Origin of the sequence: Silvibacterium bohemicum (genome assembly GCF_001006305.1) — a bacterium.
In the GTDB taxonomy this organism is placed as follows: domain Bacteria; phylum Acidobacteriota; class Terriglobia; order Terriglobales; family Acidobacteriaceae; genus Silvibacterium; species Silvibacterium bohemicum.
Genome location: NZ_LBHJ01000020.1, coordinates 687,511 through 705,590, shown reverse-complemented (window position 1 = coordinate 705,590; position 18,080 = coordinate 687,511). Strand labels below are relative to the sequence as shown.

The 18,080-nt window shown below is 59.3% G+C and carries 15 protein-coding genes; 9 read left to right on the top strand and 6 right to left on the bottom strand.

The features are described from left to right. The first annotated feature begins 421 nt into the window (after positions 1-421). From XX99_RS26005 to XX99_RS25975, 7 genes are all read left to right on the top strand, one after another. A complete protein-coding gene (locus XX99_RS26005) occupies positions 422-1,303 on the top strand; it encodes an STAS domain-containing protein (RefSeq protein WP_050062301.1) in 882 nt (293 codons plus the stop codon). Between the two features lie 23 nt (positions 1,304-1,326). Then, positions 1,327-1,704 carry an STAS domain-containing protein gene (locus XX99_RS26000; protein ID WP_231581628.1) on the top strand — a complete coding sequence of 126 codons (378 nt, stop codon included), beginning with the start codon at positions 1,327-1,329 and terminating at the stop codon, positions 1,702-1,704. Further along, positions 1,673-2,089 (top strand): anti-sigma regulatory factor, encoded by a 417-nt coding sequence (locus XX99_RS25995; protein ID WP_050062299.1) that lies wholly within the window; start codon positions 1,673-1,675, stop codon positions 2,087-2,089. Before XX99_RS26000 ends, XX99_RS25995 begins: the two co-directional genes overlap by 32 nt. After that, positions 2,089-3,099 carry an ATP-binding SpoIIE family protein phosphatase gene (locus XX99_RS25990; RefSeq protein WP_231581627.1) on the top strand — a complete coding sequence of 337 codons (1,011 nt, stop codon included), beginning with the start codon at positions 2,089-2,091 and terminating at the stop codon, positions 3,097-3,099. Before XX99_RS25995 ends, XX99_RS25990 begins: the two co-directional genes overlap by 1 nt. 36 nt (positions 3,100-3,135) lie before the next feature. After that, positions 3,136-5,271, top strand: coding sequence for an ATP-binding protein (locus XX99_RS25985; RefSeq protein ID WP_050062297.1), 2,136 nt, complete (start codon positions 3,136-3,138; stop codon positions 5,269-5,271). Continuing rightward, complete coding sequence (locus tag XX99_RS25980) at positions 5,268-6,707, top strand: ATP-binding response regulator (RefSeq protein ID WP_050062296.1); 1,440 nt, start codon at positions 5,268-5,270, stop codon at positions 6,705-6,707. The genes XX99_RS25985 and XX99_RS25980 overlap by 4 nt, the downstream gene beginning before the upstream one ends. A gap of 118 nt (positions 6,708-6,825) precedes the next feature. Beyond that, complete coding sequence (locus XX99_RS25975) at positions 6,826-9,423, top strand: beta-glucosidase (RefSeq protein ID WP_184084630.1); 2,598 nt, start codon at positions 6,826-6,828, stop codon at positions 9,421-9,423. Between the two features lie 12 nt (positions 9,424-9,435). Here XX99_RS25975 and XX99_RS25970 read toward each other — a convergent pair whose 3' ends face one another. Genes XX99_RS25970 through glpK form a run of 3 tightly spaced genes read right to left on the bottom strand, consistent with a single transcriptional unit; the run spans position 9,436 to position 13,274 of the window. Beyond that, positions 9,436-10,164, bottom strand: a complete 729-nt coding sequence (locus XX99_RS25970) for an MIP/aquaporin family protein (protein WP_050062294.1) — start codon at positions 10,162-10,164, stop codon at positions 9,436-9,438. A 12-nt stretch (positions 10,165-10,176) separates the two neighbouring features. After that, complete coding sequence (locus XX99_RS25965; protein ID WP_050062293.1) at positions 10,177-11,781, bottom strand: glycerol-3-phosphate dehydrogenase/oxidase; 1,605 nt, start codon at positions 11,779-11,781, stop codon at positions 10,177-10,179. Beyond that, entirely contained in the window at positions 11,778-13,274 is a 1,497-nt protein-coding gene (gene glpK / locus XX99_RS25960; RefSeq protein WP_050062292.1) for a glycerol kinase GlpK, read from the bottom strand. The genes XX99_RS25965 and glpK overlap by 4 nt, the downstream gene beginning before the upstream one ends. A 191-nt stretch (positions 13,275-13,465) precedes the next feature. Between glpK and XX99_RS25955 the strand changes: the two genes are divergently transcribed. Further along, positions 13,466-13,885 carry a cupin domain-containing protein gene (locus XX99_RS25955; protein ID WP_050062291.1) on the top strand — a complete coding sequence of 140 codons (420 nt, stop codon included), beginning with the start codon at positions 13,466-13,468 and terminating at the stop codon, positions 13,883-13,885. A 21-nt stretch (positions 13,886-13,906) separates the two neighbouring features. Here XX99_RS25955 and rbsD read toward each other — a convergent pair whose 3' ends face one another. The 3 genes from rbsD to XX99_RS25940 all read right to left on the bottom strand — a co-directional run bounded on the left by rbsD (position 13,907) and on the right by XX99_RS25940 (position 16,589). After that, positions 13,907-14,296, bottom strand: coding sequence for a D-ribose pyranase (gene rbsD / locus XX99_RS25950; RefSeq protein ID WP_050062290.1), 390 nt, complete (start codon positions 14,294-14,296; stop codon positions 13,907-13,909). 5 nt (positions 14,297-14,301) lie between these two features. Further along, positions 14,302-15,645, bottom strand: coding sequence for an L-fucose:H+ symporter permease (fucP, locus tag XX99_RS25945; protein WP_231581626.1), 1,344 nt, complete (start codon positions 15,643-15,645; stop codon positions 14,302-14,304). A 95-nt stretch (positions 15,646-15,740) separates the two neighbouring features. Continuing rightward, entirely contained in the window at positions 15,741-16,589 is an 849-nt protein-coding gene (locus tag XX99_RS25940; RefSeq protein WP_050062289.1) for an amidohydrolase family protein, read from the bottom strand. Positions 16,590-16,808: 219 nt separating this feature from the next. On the opposite strand from XX99_RS25940, the gene XX99_RS25935 reads away from it, so the two are divergent. Then, a complete protein-coding gene (locus XX99_RS25935; protein ID WP_082125977.1) occupies positions 16,809-18,020 on the top strand; it encodes a substrate-binding domain-containing protein in 1,212 nt (403 codons plus the stop codon). Positions 18,021-18,080 lie beyond the last annotated feature (60 nt).

The following is an 18,080-nucleotide window of genomic DNA, read 5'->3' as shown; positions in this document are numbered from 1 at the left end:
GAGCGAAAAGCGGTCCAGACGAGGCGGAGTCCGAAGGCTGTGGCGGGTCCACCGCCGAGGGCGACAACGAAGTATGGACCACTTTGCGCCGCGACCCGAAGGGCCGGGGACACCCGTTTTCCATTTCCAGGGCCCGGCTTCGTTGTCCCTCGTCGCTCGAAGATTCCCGATATTCGTCGCTCCTTACTCCTAGAATCCAGAAAAATTGGCTCCCGGCGACGCTGTCCAAAAGGGCATAACAGGCTCTAGCCTCAAAGGCATAGCCCATCACGGCCGCCATGCCTTCTCGTCTCTCGATTGGAACTGAAACCTCCCTCACGCGAGGCCAATAGGCATGGATCGAAGGTGTATGGATTTTGTTACAATCGGGCTTCGACCTTAGGGCGTAGACAGACCTGCCTGCTTCAAACAAGGAGAAACAATGAGCAAGCTGTTAAGTGCGATTCAGCAGAATCGCGAATGGGTGCTGCAGGATTGGGTGCAGCGTCTCAGGCAGGCGGTCAGGCGCCGGGATCTCATCAGCGATCGGGAATTGGAGTCCGAGGCCTCGGAGATATTTTCGGTCATCGATTCTGTTCCAGCCGGCACCACCCTTGAGGACTTTGGCAGCGCCGGGTGGCAGCCGCTGAAGGAGATGCTCGCGGCCCTGTCGATCTCCCGTGCTACCGCGGGTTTTACGCCGTCGGAGACGGCAATCTTCGTCCTGTCGCTCAAGCCGACATTGTTTGCTCTTGCCCGTCAAAACTGGAGCAAGGATGCCAACGATCTCTTCGTCGAAGTTTCAGTGGCGAACGACTTTGTCGACAAGCTGGCGCTCTATACCACCGACAGCTACATTCACGGCCGCGACCAGGTGATCGCGCGCCAGCAGGAAGAGATGCTGGAGCTCTCCACCCCGGTAGTCACGCTCTGGGATGGCATCGTGGCATTGCCGCTGATCGGCACGCTGGACAGCGCGCGCACGCAGGTGGTGATGGAGTCCCTGCTGCAGGCCATCGTGCAGACCAATTCGCGGTTCGCCATCATCGACATTACCGGCGTGCCGACCGTCGATACCCTGGTGGCGCAGCATCTGCTCAAGACCATTACCGCTGCCCGGCTGATGGGCGCGGAGTGCATCATCAGCGGCATCCGGCCGCAGATTGCGCAGACCATCGTGCATCTCGGCATCAACCTGGAAGACGTCATCACCAAGGCCAAGCTCTCCGACGCCTTTCGCCTGGCGCTCGAGCGCAGCGGCCGCAAGGTGACGCGTGCCGACAAGGCCAACGGCTCCGTTGCAGCGGCGCCGCGGGGGGTCTGATGGAACGCATACCGATTTTACGGATGGGAAACTACTTGCTGGTCACCATCCAGGTCGACATGCACGATAAGCTGGCGCTCACCCTGCAGGATGACCTTACCAACCGCATCACAGAAGTGAATGCCAAGGGAGTGCTGATCGATATCTCTTCGCTGGAGATCGTCGATTCCTTCATCGGGCGCACGCTGGCCAACATTGCGTCGATGGCCAAGGTTCTCGACGCCGAGACGGTTGTGGTAGGCATGCAGCCGGCCGTAGCGATCACGCTGGTGGAGTTGGGTATGTCTCTGCCAGGGATTCGCACCGCCCTCAATGTCGAATCCGGCATGGAGTATCTGCGGGAAACAGTAACGGGCCACGAGGAGAGCGATGAGGACGACGGGGACAGTACAGAAGACTGAAACGGTCCCCATCCAGAGTTCGTCTGACGTGGTGGTAGTACGGCAGCGCGTCCGAGCCTGGACGACCGACATGAAGTTCAGTCTCGTGGAGCAGACGAAAATCATTACCGCTGCCAGCGAGCTGGGGCGGAACACGCTCGAGCATGGCGGCGGCGGAAAGATGGAGCTGTCGCTGGTCGTAAACGGCGCGCGACAGGGAATCCAGCTTTGCTTTTCCGATCAGGGGCCCGGCATTGCCGACATTGCCCAGGCGCTGAAGGATGGATACAGCACCGGTCAGGGAATGGGGCTGGGCCTGAGCGGGAGCAAGCGTCTCATGAATGAATTCGAAATCGACAGCAAGCCAGGCGTCGGCACCAGCATTACTGCCATCCGATGGAAGTAATGCCGTCTCCCAGCCGAGTTATTCCCATCACCGCGAACGATTTCAGCCAGGCCGGCGACGCGCGCCGGCAGGCGCTCTCGCTGGCCATCGCCACGGGCTTCGACGAGTTGCGCCAGGGACAGCTGAACATCGTGGTCACCGAAGCAGCCCGCAATATTGCGAAACACGCCGGAAGCGGTGAGATCGTGCTCACCCCGTGGAGCTACGAGGGCAAGACGGGAATCGATATGCTGGCCCTGGATAAGGGAAAGGGTATCGAAAACCTGTCCTCTGCCATGCAGGACGGATATTCGACGGCCGGCACCCCCGGCAATGGCCTCGGCGCCATCGCCAGGTTGTCAGGCAGCTACCAGATTTACTCCGTACCGGGAAATGGGACCGCTGTTTTTGCCCGCGTGCTCCGAACCGGACAAGACACGGAGAGCGAGACCCGTCCCTATCGGCTCGGAGCCATCTCCACCCCTATCCCGGGCGAATCTGTCTGCGGAGACGCCTGGGGCGCGGTACACACTCCGGAGCGCAGCATCTATATTGTGGCTGACGGTCTTGGACACGGCCCGCTGGCTTCCGAGGCTTCTGAGGAGGCGGTGCGTGTCTTCCGCCAGTTCGCACCGCAGTCTCCCGATCGGATACTGAACGAGATTCACGGAGCTCTGACCAAAACGCGCGGAGCCGCGGTTTCCATCGCCGAAGTTTTTCCTCAAAGGCGAATCCTGAATTACGCTGGAGCTGGCAACATTGCCGGGGCAGTTAGTTTTGGCGGTAAGACGAGAAGCATGGTGTCGATGAACGGGACCGTCGGGCACGTCATCGGAAAAATTCAGCAATTCTCCTACCCCTGGGAGCCAGGATCCGCATTAATCATGCATTCCGATGGACTTGGCACCCGGTGGAATGTAGAACAATATCCGGGGCTGACCTCGCGGCATCCCGCGCTTCTGGCAGGAGTCCTCTTTCGGGACTATTGCAGAAAGCGTGATGACGCCACCGTCCTGATCTCCGGGATCTAGCTTTAATATCTCTTTGTATCAAACAAGTGAAGTAAAATGAACGACTTGCGGGCCCTTTCGATCTTTACGTTACGCTTGCGCCATGAACGGCACGTTGTGCATGCGCGACAACGAGCCCGGGACATTGCCGCCCTTTTAGGCTTTGAGCACCAGGAACAGATCCGCCTGGCGACCGCCGCCTCCGAGTTGGCGCGCAACGCCTTCCGCTACGCGACCGATGGGGTCGTCGAATTTCTTGTCCGGAAACAGCCGCACCCGCTCTTTGTCATCTCCGTATCCGATTCCGGACCGGGGATTGCCAACCTCGCAGAGGTTCTGGACGGCAGGTATGTCTCGCGGACCGGGCTGGGAAAGGGAATCGTCGGCACCAAGCGGTTGATGGACTCCTTCGACATCACCTCCTCGGCGGCGGGGACCAGGGTCGAGGCAGGGAAGCTGCTGCCGAACACCGCTCCTGCAGTCGATGAAGTCCGCATCCGGAAAATTGTCGAGGAGCTGTCGAGAAGCGGCGCGATCGATCCCTTCGATGAAGTGGAACGCCAGAATCAGGAGCTTCTCCGCACCCTGGCCGAACTCCGCGAAAAACAGGACCAGCTCGCCGAGCTCAACCGTGAGCTCGAAGACACCAATCGCGGCGTCGTTGCGCTTTACGCGGAGCTGGACCAGAATGCGGACGATCTGCGCCGCGTCTCCGATCTCAAGACCAGCTTTCTCTCCAATCTCTCGCACGAATTCCGGACCCCGCTCAATTCCATCACCTCTCTATGCCGGATGTTGATGAGCCGTTCGGACGGCGATCTCTCGACGGAGCAGGAGAAGCAGGTAGGCTTCATCCAGCGATCGGCGGCCGATCTCTCCGAACTGGTCGACGACCTGCTCGATCTGGCCAAAGTAGAGGCGGGAAAGACCGATATCCGGACCAAAAACTTCGAGGTTCAGGATCTCTTCGGCGCCCTGCGCGGCGCTCTCAAGCCGCTGTTGACCGGCAACAGTCTGGAGCTGATCTTTGAGGCTGAGCCCAACCTGCCTTCTCTCTACACGGATGAAGGCAAGGTCTCGCAGATTCTGCGCAACCTCATCTCGAATGCCCTGAAGTTCACGCGCCGTGGTCACGTCCGTCTCACCGCCCAGTCGGAAGGCGGCGGTTCGATCGTCTTCCGGGTAGAGGATACGGGCATCGGCATCGCTCCCGAAGATCAGGAAAAAATCTTCCAGGAATTCGTCCAGATCGACAGCGAGATTCAGAGCAAGGTGAAGGGAACCGGCCTTGGTCTCCCGCTTTCGAAGCGGCTGGCGGAGCTGCTTGGCGGAACCATCAGCGTGCAAAGCGAAGTCGGCATCGGCTCGACCTTCCAGGTGACTTTGCCGATCCTCTACGGCGGTTCGGGCCCCCGGCCAGTGAATGATCTTCAGGCAGTGTTGTCTTCCGAGGAAGGACCCATCATTCTTTTTGTCGAAGACAACGTTGAAACCAGCTTCGTCCACGCGTCATCTTTGAAGACGAGCGATTATCGGCCTATCTTTGCGATGAACATTCCCGAAGCCCGAGTCGCAATGAGGAGCCTGAAGCCGGCCGCCGTAGCCCTCGATCGATTTCTCGACGGCGAGGACTGCCTCTTCTATATCCAGGAGTTGAAAGCCGGCGGGTACGATGGGCCGATTGTCGTAGTCAGCGTGGTCGACGACGAACAATCGGCTCTCGAAGCCGGGGCAGACCGGTTTTTGGTCAAGCCAATCGCCCCGTACAAGCTGACGATTACGCTCAAGGAACTGCTGGAGGGCGAGCCCGCCCATACCGTGCTGCTGGCCGATGACGACGAGGTCACCCGCTACATCCTGGGCGAGGCGCTTAGCCGGCTTGGATATAACGTTGTGGAAGCTCAGAATGGGCGCGAAGCCATCCAAATGATGGAGAAGCACATCCTAACTGGTGTTTTTCTGGATGTAATCATGCCTGGTCTCACCGGTCTTGAAGTGCTTCGGGAGATGAGGCGCAACTCCTACACCGCGACAATCCCGGTTATTGTCCATACATCGAAGGAACTGACACCGCAGGAAATGGACGAACTCACCAACTTAGGCGCGGTCTTTTACGCGAAGCGCGAATTCAGCAGTAGAGAAGATTCCAGCAGGCTGCAAGAGATTCTGGCCAGTGCAGGAATAGGGCTGTGACATCGGAATCGACTTCCGTCCTGGTTGTCGATGATCGAGCGGCGAATCGATATACCACCACTCACGCTCTCGCTCGCGCAGGTTTCACCATCATCGAAGCCGCGAGCGGCAAAGAGGCGTTGGAACTCGCGAAGAAGCTGCCTGCCGTCATTGTTCTCGACGTCAAACTTCCCGACATCCTTGGATATGAAGTGTGCCGGAGGATCAAAGGCAACTCCCTTACCAGGCACATCCCCGTTCTCCAATTGTCGGCGTCTTTCCTAAGCAACGAAAGCAAGCTCTATGCGTTGGAGAGCGGCGCGGATGCCTACCTTATCCAACCCACCGATCCCGTGGTGCTGGTGGCGACCGTCCGATCGCTGGTTCGCATGCATCGCGCCGAATCGCAGGCGGAAGCGGCGGCGAAGCAATGGCAGGCCACTTTCGATGCGTTGAGCGAGGGGGTGGCCATCCTGGATCGCTCCGGCACGATTCTGCGTTGCAATCGCGCCATGGTTGAGCTCTTGGACCGCACCTATGGAGAGATCGAGAATTCCTCTCTCGAGGATCTGGTGCGCAGCTGTTTCGCTCTCGATCTGCAACAGGAAGGGGTCCGCCTTCCCCGCGAAGTACAGGCCGGATCGCGTTTCTTTCGCTTGAGTCTGGATCAGATCGTCTCTCAGGACGAAGCCACCGGAGGCATCCTCATTATCGCGGAGACAACCGCGCAGAAGCGGGCGGAAGAGGCGCTTCTCGCCAGCGAAAGGCTTGCGGCGACCGGCCGCATGGCGCATACGATTGCGCACGAAATCAACAATCCGCTGGAAGCGATCACCAACCTCACATACCTATTGCAGAATTCGCTCGACAAGCCGGAGACGGCGCGCACTTACATCAATGCCACGGCCAAAGAACTCGAACGCGTGTCCCGCATCTCGAGACAGATTTTGTCTTTTCATCGCGAATCTAGCACCCCGGTGGATATTCGTATCTCCGATCTCATCGATGACGTGCTGGCGTTGAACAACCGAGCCCTCGTCGACCGTCAGATTCAACTCAGAAAAGAATGGGATTCCGAGCTGCTGGTGCAGGGGTTCCCGGCACAGCTGCGGCAGGTATTTTCCAACCTGGTGCGGAATGCGGTCGAGGCTTCGAGCATAGGCGGAGAGATAAGGATCAGAATCTCTTCCAGCAGCCTCGGTCAGAGAACGGCGGAGCCGGAGGTGCGCGTCACCATCGCCGATCGCGGCCTCGGAATTCCGAGCGAGAACAGGAAGCGGATCTTCGAAGCCTTTTTTACCACAAAGGCGCTTAAAGGCTCCGGAGTGGGGCTTTGGCTGTCCTCGACCATTGTCCACGAACATGGAGGACGCCTGCGGGTGCGCAGCTGTACTGAGCCCTCCCGCTCCGGCACCTGCATGTCGATCATCCTTCCCCGCCGCTCGGTCAGACAGTAGCCGCGGCCCGGCAAGAATCGCAGCCGGTATACTTGTGCGGGAAATCAAGCGTCCCGTATAGTGGCTATCCATTCCCAGAATTTCGCATTCTTCTAAGCCCGGAGCCGTTCCTATGTTCATGCGCCGTTCGATCTTTTTCGTCCGCAGCCTCGCGGCAGTGGGAATCCTCGCCTTAGCCGGCCTTCCATCTCATGCGCAGCCCGCAGCTAGCGATCCTCAGGCGGTCGAGAAGCGGGTCGACGATCTTCTCGCCAAAATGACCATCGAGGAGAAGATCGATCTGATCGGGGGCGATACGCCGTTTCGCACGCACGCGATTCCGCGGCTCGGCATTCCCTACTTTCAAATGGCGGATGGACCCGTAGGTGCGCACATCCCTGCACCCACCATTGCCTACGCCGCAGGAATTGGCCTCGCCGCATCGTGGGATCCCGCGCTGGCATTGCGCATTGGTCAGCAACTCGGGCGCGATGCGCGCTCGCGCGGCGCGGCTTTCATTCTCGGTCCCGGAGTGAACATCTATCGCGCGCCGATGAATGGCCGCAACTTCGAGTACTTCGGCGAAGATCCATTTCTGGCCAGCGGCATCGCGGTCGGCTACATCCGCGGCGTGCAGCAGGAGGGCGTCTCCGCGACGGTGAAGCACTTCCTGGGAAATAACTCCGAGTATCTGCGCCACGATACGGATTCAGTGATCGACGAGCGGACCCTGCGCGAGATCTACATGCCGGTCTTCGAAGCCGCAGTGAAAACAGCCAAGGTTGGCGCCATCATGGACTCCTACAATCTGACCAACGGCGAGCACATGACGCAGAATCGCGAGCTGAATATCGATGTGGCCAAAGGGCAGTGGCACTTTCCCGGCATCATGATGTCCGATTGGGTATCGACCTACGATACCGCCGCAGACGCGAACGGAGGCCTCGATCTCGAGATGCCCTTCGGCGTGTACTTTGACCGCGAGAAGCTGCTTCCTCTTCTGAAAGATGGAACCGTCACGGAAGCGACCATTGACGACAAAGTGCGCCGCATCCTGCGCGTTGCCGTGGCCTTCGGCTGGCTCGACCGTCCGCAGCTCGATACCAACATCCCGCGCTACAATCTGGAGGGCCGCGCCGCTTCGATGCAGGGTGCGACCGAAGGCGCGGTGCTGCTCAAAAATGAAAATCACATCCTGCCGCTGGATAAGAATGCAATCAGGACGATTGCGATCATCGGACCGACCGCGGCCCAGACCATCACCACTGGCGGCGGCAGCGGAGAAGTGGTGAGCTTTGCGAATACCAACCTGCTCGTAGGCGTGAGCAACTATCTCGGCGAGCGCACCAATGTGCTGTATGCACGCGGCCTCTATAGCGTGAACCAGATGTCGCGCCTCACTCACTTCACCACCGATGCACAGGGCACGACTGCGGGAGTGGAGCACACCACCTTCGCCAAGGCCGATCTCCAGGGAGGCGTCACCGGCACGACCACCGAATCTGGATTGTGGGCCGCAGGTTCGACACGTCGCGAGCCGGAGGAACAGGAGCTCAACGCACTCACCGCGCATAAGAGCACGAATCCCTACACTCGCCCCACTACCAGCAGCCGGTGGGTTGGCTACTATACGCCGCAAGAAGCCGGTAAGTATGCCGTCTTCGTCCAGACAGATGGAAAGTATCGGCTGCTCGTTGACGATGCGGTGGTCTTCGACAGCTCAGTCGTACCCAAGTTCATCCTGAACCAGGCCACGATGGAGCTCAGCAAAGCACCGCACAAGGTAGTTCTGGAGCAGCTCTCGCAGCAGCTGGGTTCGGTCTCCGGCATGCGGGTGGGAATCGCTCCTCTCGATACCATCGTCGAGAAGGATGCGCTGCAAATGGCGTCACAAGCCGATGCCGTGATCCTCGCCGTCGGCTTCAACGCCGCGTCCGAATCGGAGGGCGGCGACCGCAGCTTCGAACTTCCTGTGGGACAAGAACAACTTATTCAGCAGATCGCGGCGCTCGGAAAGAAGACCATCGTCATGATCACGTCAGGCGGCAGCGTCGATGTTTCCGCGTGGAAAGATCGAGTGCAGGGCATCTTCGAGACCTGGTATGCGGGCGAAGAAGGCGGAACCGCCGCGGCGCGCCTGCTCTTCGGGGAGGACAATCCCTCCGGCCATCTGCCGATCAGCTGGGAGAAGAAGATCACCGACAATCCCAGCTACAACAATTACTATCCCGATCCCGGCACGAACAAGGTCGTCTATCGTGAAGGCATCTTCGTGGGCTACCGAGGCTACGAGCACAACCACGTCGAGCCGCAATTTCCATTCGGCTTCGGCCTCTCCTACACCACCTTTTCGTTTAGCGGACTGAAAAGGGAGGCTGCGGGGAACGGCCGATATAACGTAACCTTCGATGTTACAAATACCGGGAAGCGCGCAGGTGCGACAGTGGCTCAGGTCTATGTCGGAGAAGCCAAGGCGGCAGGGGAAGCGAAGGCGGCGATTGAAAGGCCGGAGAAGGAGCTCAAAGGGTTTGAGCGGGTCCAATTGCAGCCGGGTGAGACGAAGCACGTCGCGCTGCGTCTCGATCCACGCAGCTTCAGCTACTACGACGTGAAGTCATCTTCCTGGCACGCGGACGCGGGGACTTACACTGTGCTGCTCGGGGACTCATCGCAGAATATTCAGCAGAGGACGACGATTCAGCTTCCGGAAGCGATCACCACGCCGGTAAACGAATAGGATAAAGACGGTTTAAGCACCGATGAGGTACAGAACGAATCCAGCCGCGCTGGCTCCGATCGCGGGTCCGAGAATCGGCACCCACGCGTAAGCCCAATCAGAATGGCTCTTGCCGGCAATGGGAAGGACCGCGTGCGCGATGCGCGGTCCAAGATCGCGAGCGGGATTGAGTGCGTAGCCGGTCGTGCCGCCTAACGAAAGGCCGATGCCCCAAATCAGGCAGCTCACCAGGTAAGGGCCGAATCCGGCCGGCGCGCCGCTGGATAAAACCAGCTTCGAGCTCATCGCGCCGATGACCAGTACCAGCACGAAGGTCGCGACGCATTCCGAGAACAAGTTTGCGGGGTAATTGCGAATCGCCGGAGAGGTGCAGAAGACACCGCGCTTCGCATCGGCGTCCTCGGTGATGCTCCAATGGGATAGGTAAAAGAGCCACACCAGCACCGCGCCGCAGAAAGCCCCAGCGATCTGTGCTGCCGCATACGGGAGCAGCTTGGAGAAATCGTGGCGCTGGATCGCCGCCGCCAAGGTGATCGCAGGATTCAGATGCGCATCGCTGCTGCCGAAGAGAAGCGCAGTGAAGATGCCGCAGAGCACCGCGAAGGCCCAGGCTGTGGTGATGACCAGCCAACCGGAGTTCTCGGCCTTGCTGCGCTTCAGCAGTACTCCCGCCACAACGCCGTCGCCCAGCAAAATCATGACCAGCGTGCCCATGAACTCCCCAAGCATCGGAGAACGCATTCCCAAATTTCCTCAGTTCTCGACGAGATTGCTCTCGCGTACAGCGGTTTTTTGAAGGGTGTACTGTGCGGCGAGAGCTTGAAAGCTCTTCACCTCTGCTGCTATCCACGCATCGTCCTTGCCTAGCTCCGCGGCCAATAGCGCAGCGGCCCTCGGCGCCATGGCGATGGCCGCGTGTGCATTCAGGAAGAGAGCTCGTGTGCGCCGCGCCAGCGCATCTTCGACGGTGCGCGCCATCTCAAACCGCGCCGCCCATACGATCTCTGCCGCTATGTAGGGAAGATCGGGATGAAGCTGCTCGGCCAGCTCCGGCGATGACCTGGCCAGCTCGCGAATCTTCTCTGCGTCCGATCCGTAGACCCAGAGATTCTTCGCCATGTTCACATTCTCTTCGTAGCCATGAATGTGCAGGTTCTCGGTCGCGCATGGTGTATCCGCGAGTTTACCCAGCGTGACCGCATGGTTTACGGCGTCTTCCGCCATGTGGCGATACGTGGTCCACTTGCCGCCGACGATGGTGAGCAGTCCCGAGGGGTCGATGTGGATGGTGTGGTCGCGCGACAGCGCCGAGGTTTTTTGGCTATCCGATCCGGCCGCCTTCACCAGTGGGCGAATGCCAACGTAAACGCTGAGAACATCCTCCCGCTTCGGCGGACGGCTCAGATATTCACGCGCTGTTTCGAGCACGAACTCGATCTCCTGCTCAAACGGCAGCGGCTCATAGGACGCTTGCTCGATCGGAGTATCCGTCGTGCCTACCACCGTATGCTCGTGCCAGGGAATCGCGAAGAGCACGCGGCCGTCGCTGGTGTGCGGCACCATGATTGCGGTGTTGCCGCGCAGAAACGATCGGTCGAGCACCAGATGAATACCTTGACTCGGAGCGACCATGGTAGTGGCCGTCTCATCGGCCATGCGCCGCACTTCGTCGGTAAAAATGCCTGTTGCATTGACTACGACGCGGGCCTGCAACTGGAAGCGCTCCGACGTCTCACTGTCTACTACAGCGACGCCGTCGAGGAAGCCTTCGTCATCCTTATGAAGCTCGACGACCGGAGCATAGTTCAACACGACCGCGCCGTGATCGACCGCCGTCTCCATCAGGTGGATCAGCAGGCGGGAGTCGTCGAACTGCCCATCGTGATAGACCACGCCGCCGCGAAGGCCATCCTGGCGCAGCGTGGGCAGACGCTCCAGCGTCTCTTCGCGAGAAAGCAGCTTGGATTTGCCGAAGCCGTATTTTCCGGCCAGCAGGTCGTAAATCTTCATCCCAATGCCGTAGAAAGGCGCTTCCCACCAGGAGTAATTGGGTACGACAAAGGGCACGTCATGCACCAGGTGAGGCGCATTCTGGCGCAGGATGCCGCGTTCCTTGAGCGCCTCCATCACCAGCGAGACGTTGCCTTGTTCCAGATAGCGCACGCCGCCATGCACCAGCTTGGTGCTGCGGCTGGAGGTAGCCTTTGCGAAGTCTTCGCGCTCCAGCAGCACGACAGAAAACCCGCGCGATGCGGCATCGACGGCCACGCCCGCGCCGGTTGCTCCGCCGCCGATCACGACGATGTCCCACGGATCGCGACGCTCGCGGATGCGAGCGATCATCTCTTCGCGTTTCATGCGTTCTCCTTGTTCCAGCCGCCTGCGCGCTTCACAGCGTCCTGCCACTTCGACTGGCGAGCTTCCATCTGTTTGGGATCGGCCTTCGGTTCGAAGACCGTATCCTGCCCCCGCAGCTTGGCAATCTCCTCAGTGCTGCTCCAGAAGTTCACGGCGAGTCCGGCCAGATACGCTGCTCCCATCGCTGTTGTTTCCAGCACCGCGGGACGCCGCACCGGCAGTTGCAACAAGTCGGATTGGAATTGCATCAGCATGTCGTTCGCCGCCGCTCCGCCATCCACGCGCAGCTCGCGGAAGGGCTGCTGCGTTTCCTTGTTCATCGCGTGGAGCACATCGGTGACCTGAAACGCGATGCTCTCCAACGCGGCACGCGCGATGTGTCCCATCTGCGTGCTGCGCTGCAGGCCAATGATCAATCCGCTCGCATAGGGATCCCAGTGGGGCGCGCCCAGGCCGGTAAATGCGGGAACGAAGACCACGTTCTCGGCACTATCGACCGAGGCGGCGACGCTTTCAACATCGGACGACGACGGAAAGAAATGCATATTGTCCCGCAGCCACTGTACCACCGCGCCGCCAACGAAGATGCTGCCTTCGAGAGCGTATTCAAGCTTCTTATCGACGCTGCAGGCGAGCGTCGTAATCAGCCGTTCGTTGGAGAGCGTGAACTTGTCGCCGATGTGCTGCAGCAGAAAACAGCCAGTGCCGTAGGTGTTCTTGGCATCGCCCGGTGAAACGCATAGCTGGCCGAAGAGCGCGGACTGCTGGTCTCCGGCGATGCCCGCGATCTCCACTTCACCGAGGCCGAGGGAGGTCGTCACCTGGCCCAGCGCCTCGCTCGACCAATGAACCTCCGGCATCATGCTCTCCGGAATATTGAGCAGCTTCAGCAACTCGTTATCCCAGCCGTCTTCGACGATGTTGTAGAGCATGGTGCGGCTGGCGTTGGTGCGGTCCGTGACGTGCCGCTTGCCGCTGGTGAGATTCCAGATCAGCCAGGAGTCGACGGTTCCGAAAGCCAGCTTGCCCTGCTCGGCTTGCGCGCGTGCGCCTTTCACATTGTCGAGAATCCACGCGATCTTCGTCGCTGAGAAATAAGGATCGATCAGCAGGCCGGTCTTTTTGCGGATCGTATCTTCAGCGCCGTCATCTGCAAGTTCCTTGCAGAGCGGCGCGCCCCGCCGGTCCTGCCAGACGATCGCGTTATAGACCGGCTTGCCGGATTCGCGCTCCCAGACAATTGTTGTCTCGCGCTGATTGGTGATGCCGAGCGCGACCGTATCTCGAGGACGCACCCGTGCTTTGCCCAACACCTCGACGGCCGCAGTTAACTGCGATGTGAGGATGTCGTAGGGATCGTGCTCGACCCAGCCTACATCGGGATAAATTTGCTTGAATTCGTGCTGTGCCACGCCAGCGATGGAGCCATCGTGCCCGAAAAGAATCGCTCGCGAACTTGTTGTTCCCTGATCCAGCGCAAGAACGTATTTCATATTTCTAGAGAGGCTCTTTCATCGAAGCGTAGTCTCAGCAAGCAGTACACCTTTAGTGCAGTTGGTCCGTCAAGTCTGCCTCGTATGCTCGACTCCGAATCACTTTTTGAACGACCAAAAGGCTCGTTCGGCATCTATTACCTATCGACGCAGGGACACTCTGCAGGCTTTATCGCAAGAAGAAAGGCATTATGGCGGAACAATCGAGCTACCAACGTTTTCATTTGCCTGAGATCGCCAAATCATTTCCAGATCACGCTGAGAGCTTGCTGCTGGATACCTACCTGACCGATGGAGAGACGGCCAGCACTCGCGTCTTTCGCGTCTATCGAGAAACGCCGCCTCATTATCACGCAGGCTCCGATGAGCATCTTTATGTGCTCTCCGGAAGAGGCACCTTTTGGATGGGCGAGGCCGAGAACGGAGGCGAGTTTGCACCGGGAGATTTTCTCGTCTTCAAGCGCAACACCGTTCACGCGCTGCCCACCATCATCGAAGAGCCGGTGGTCTTCCTCGCCATCGACACGCCCCGGCGCAACCCGAAGGACATCATCTTCGTGAATCCCGAAGATGGATCTCCGGAGAGCTTCATTCAAGGCAAGAAGTCGTGAGCGAGGCTTAATTAGTGCGATTTACGCGGACTCGAGGATGATGTTGGAGTACTGCAGCGTGTCGCCGGTGCGGATCAATCCGATGGCCTGCGACACGCGGCGTTTGAACTCGACATGTGGCTCGTAGCTCACCTCAACGCCTTGCAGCGCGCCGAGAAAGCTGTCGACGGTTGCAGGGAAATTCTTCTGCCGGAACTCCTCCGCCATGAAAGCTCTACCGACGACAAAATTCGCTCGGATTGCATGCAGCACATCGAGCACGCGCGGAACATCGTCGATCAGCGAAATGTCGATGGTCTCGATCTGCGGCCAGAAGGGAAATCCACGGTCGGCGATCACCAGCGTGTTGGTGTGCCGCACGCGGCTGAGCAGGGAATTGATAGCTGGATTGAGGATTCCGGTTTTCAGCATAAGGATCAGGCGGCCGATGCGGAGGTCTCGCTCGTGTGTGCCGAGAAGAGCTTCTGGTCCGCGAAAGAATAACAGCCGATGAAGATGTAAGCGAGCAGTGGCACCAGATAAGCCAGAGCTACGCTCCCGGAGCGCACCGAGATCATACCCATGATCGGGGTCAGCACTGCGCCGCCAACAATCGCCATCACCAGCAACGACCCTCCCACCTTCGTATTCTCGCCCAGGCCGCGCAGGCCGAGGACGAAAATCGTGGGGAACATCAGGGACATGAAGAAGCTGGTGATCAGCAACGCCCACAGCCCGGCCCATCCGGGAAAGATCACACCGATCGCGACAAGGACTGCGTTGATCGCGCAATATGCTGCCATCAGTTTCGCGGGCGATACATATTGCATCAACCACGCGGAGCTGAAGCGTCCCACGCCGAATGCCACGAGCGAGCCGGTGAGCAGATAGCCGGCCATCTTCTCCGGCTCATGCGCATACGACTGAACGTAGGGGATGAAGTAGCTCCATGTGCCGACCTGTGCGCCCACGTAAAGAAACTGCGCAACTACGGCCAGCAGAAAATGAGGATAGCCAAACAGCGCGCGAAGGCTCCCGTGAGCTTCTTCGGCATTTTCGGTTCGCGTGAGCGACGATGGAAAGCGGGTGATGGCAATTAGAATCAGCATCACCAGCGCAAGAACTCCCAGAACCAGATATGGGATCACGACGCGCATCGTTTCCGATTGCAGATATGCCGCGTAGGCGTGCCGTGCCTGTAGCTCCGCGACCTGATGCGGCTGCAGCTCCACTCCGGAAAAGATGAAGAGCGTGCCGAAGAACACGCCGCTGATCGCACCCAGAGGATTGAAGGCCTGCGCTAAATTGAGACGCCGAGCAGCCGTGGCAGGATCTCCGAGCTGCGCGATGAAGGGATTGGCGGCCGTCTCCAAAAACGACAGTCCGCTGGCGATGACGAAGAGGGCGATAAGAAAAAAGATGTAGCGTCCAGCGACCGCCGCCGGCCAGAACAAGAATGTCCCCGTGCTGAAGAGAGCTAGGCCAATCAGAAATCCCGATTTGTATCCCCATCGGCGCATCAGCAGCGCGGCAGGCATGGCGAGCAGGAAATAACCCAGATAAAACGCGGACTGCACCAATCCAGCCTCGAAGCGAGTAATCACGAACGATTTCATGAACTGGCGAATGAGAACGTCATTCACATTGTTCGGAATGCCCCAGAGGAAAAAAAGCACAGTGACCAGCACAAATGGAATGACGGAGCCGCGAGGCAACAACCGAGCCTCGGACCTGGCGGCCGGTGTGGATGGAGCGGCGGAGCTAGCGGGCAACATCGGCATCGGTTCTCTTAGCTCATCTTTTTAGTCGAAAGCCATCATAGTCTGAGCAGCGCGGTGCTGGCATCTCGTCGAGATGTCCTCGGTCGTTTGCATCGTCAAGAAGCGCTCTCGTTCAGCCTGTAAACACTGACCGCATTGCCGCCAAGAATGCTGTCCTGCTCGGAGACAGGCAGCTTCGATACCAGCTCGGCTAATGTCTTCCACCACCAGCTGTAGCTGCTCGCCAGCGTGCAAACCGGCCAGTCCGATCCTGCGAGCAGCCGCGATGGACCAAAGCACTCCAATGCGGTCTCGAAGTATGGGCGCAGATCGTCGATCGTCCAGCGGCTCCAGTCCGCTTCCGTCACCATGCCGCTGAGTTTGCAGTGGACGTGCGGACGCGCGGCTAGCTCCCGAATCTGCTCGCGCCATGGCGACATCTTTCGTTCCGTGATCGACGGCTTGGCCAGATGATCGAGCACGAATACCTGATTCGGATGCCGGTCGACAAACTGGATGGCGAAGGGCAGATGCCGCTCGTAAATCAGAATGTCGTAAACCAATCCTGAGCCGGCCAATGCCGAGATGCCGCGATTGAAATCCTCTCGCAGCATGAAGTCATCCTGTGCTTCGCCTTGGAGTACGTGGCGCAGTCCCTTCAGCTTGGGATGCGCCGCCAGTTCTTCCAGGTGACGGGGAAAATCTTCGCTTGCCAGCGGCGCCCAGCCCACGACGCCACGAAGAATCGAGTGCTCTGCGGCGAGAGACAAGAGCCAATGCGTCTCCTCAAGCGATTGCCGCGCCTGCACGACGATTGTTCCCGTCACGCCTGCCGTTGTAATTTCTCTCCGGAGATCTTCGACGAGAAAGTCGCGCTGCAGCGTCTGCATCGTGTCGTCGATCCAGCCATACTCCGCGGTGGAATATCTCCAGAGGTGATGATGGGCATCGATTCGCTGCGTCATGGCCGTGGTTTGAGGTGCCCCAATTGCATTTGTTCGCGTGCGACCGACTCTAAACCACGGTCGATAGGAAAGCAAAACGCGGTCCAGTCTGACATCAGCAGACGCTGTCAGTCGAATCGGTACAGGAATCAACTATACAAATCCCTGCCAAGCTGTATATAAGTATCGGAACTAATTGGCGCGGTTCTTCGCTCCCCGCGGCACAGCGTGAGGACCCCTATGAACGCTGCAGTCAACCGCATGACGCGCACCCGGCAGGCGCTTGAAGACTCGGCCCACGGCGATCAACCTAAATATCGCCTCATCTTCGAGAGCCTCAAAAATAGCATCCTTTCCGGCGAGTATCGGAAGGGCATTCGCTTGCCCAGTGAGACGGAGCTGGTGAGGCGCTTCGGCGTTTCGCGCATGACCATCGTCAAGGCCGTCAAAGAACTTCAGCAATTGGGGCTGGTCGTTCGCCGCGTTGGATCGGGCACCTATGTGGCCTCGTCGGCGGCTCACGAGAACCGGCTCTTCGGATTGCTGATACCGGAGCTGGGGCAGACGGAAATCTTCGAGCCCATCTGCCAGGGCATGGCGAACTTTCCGCTGGCCAGCAAACACGCGCTGTTGTGGGGAAACGCGGCCGCACAGGCGGAGCAGAAAGCGGAGCTGGCCGAGGAGCTTTGCCATCGCTACATCGCGCAGCGGGTTTCGGGAGTCTTCTTCGCTCCGCTTGAGTTGACGCCCGTCCGGGACGAGGTGAACAGGAGGATCATTGCTGCGCTCGAGGCGGCGAAGATTCCCGTAGTGCTGCTCGACCGCTGCTTCGCTCCCTATCCCATGCGCAGCCGCTACGATCTGGTGGGCATCGACAACCGGCGCACCGCGTATCTCGCTACTGAGCATCTGGCGAAGCTGGGGGCGAAGCGCATCGCTTTCTTCGGCAAGCCGCTCTCTGCGTCGACGGTCGACGCGCGCATCGCCGGCTACCGCGAGGCGCTTTTGGTCCACGGCCTTTACAAGGAGGGCAATTTCGTCACGCGCGCCGATCCCAGCGATGACGCTCTCATTCGCTTCGTGCTGCGCACTCACAAACCGGATGCGTTCCTGTGCGCCAACGACCACACCGCGGCCAACCTTATGCATACGCTGATCAGGCTGGGCCGGCGCATCCCCGAGGACATTCGCATCGTCGGCATCGACGACGTGAAGTACGCCAGCTTGCTGCCCATCCCTCTCACCACGCAGCATCAGCCGTGTTTGAATCTGGGCAAAGTGGCCATGGCCACCATGCTCGACCGTCTGGAGAATTCCGAGTTTCCCGCGCGGGATGTACTGTTGAGCTGCAACCTGGTGGTGCGCCAATCCTGTGGAGCGCAGGGCGCTGAAAAGCATTCTCCGCCGCTCGATCTGGGAGCTGCCGCTTTTCTCGCGTCTCGTGCAGGATGAAATGAACGCGCTCCGATCACCGTGAAGCGTTCGGTGATCCGCGTACTCGCCGCGGCTTAT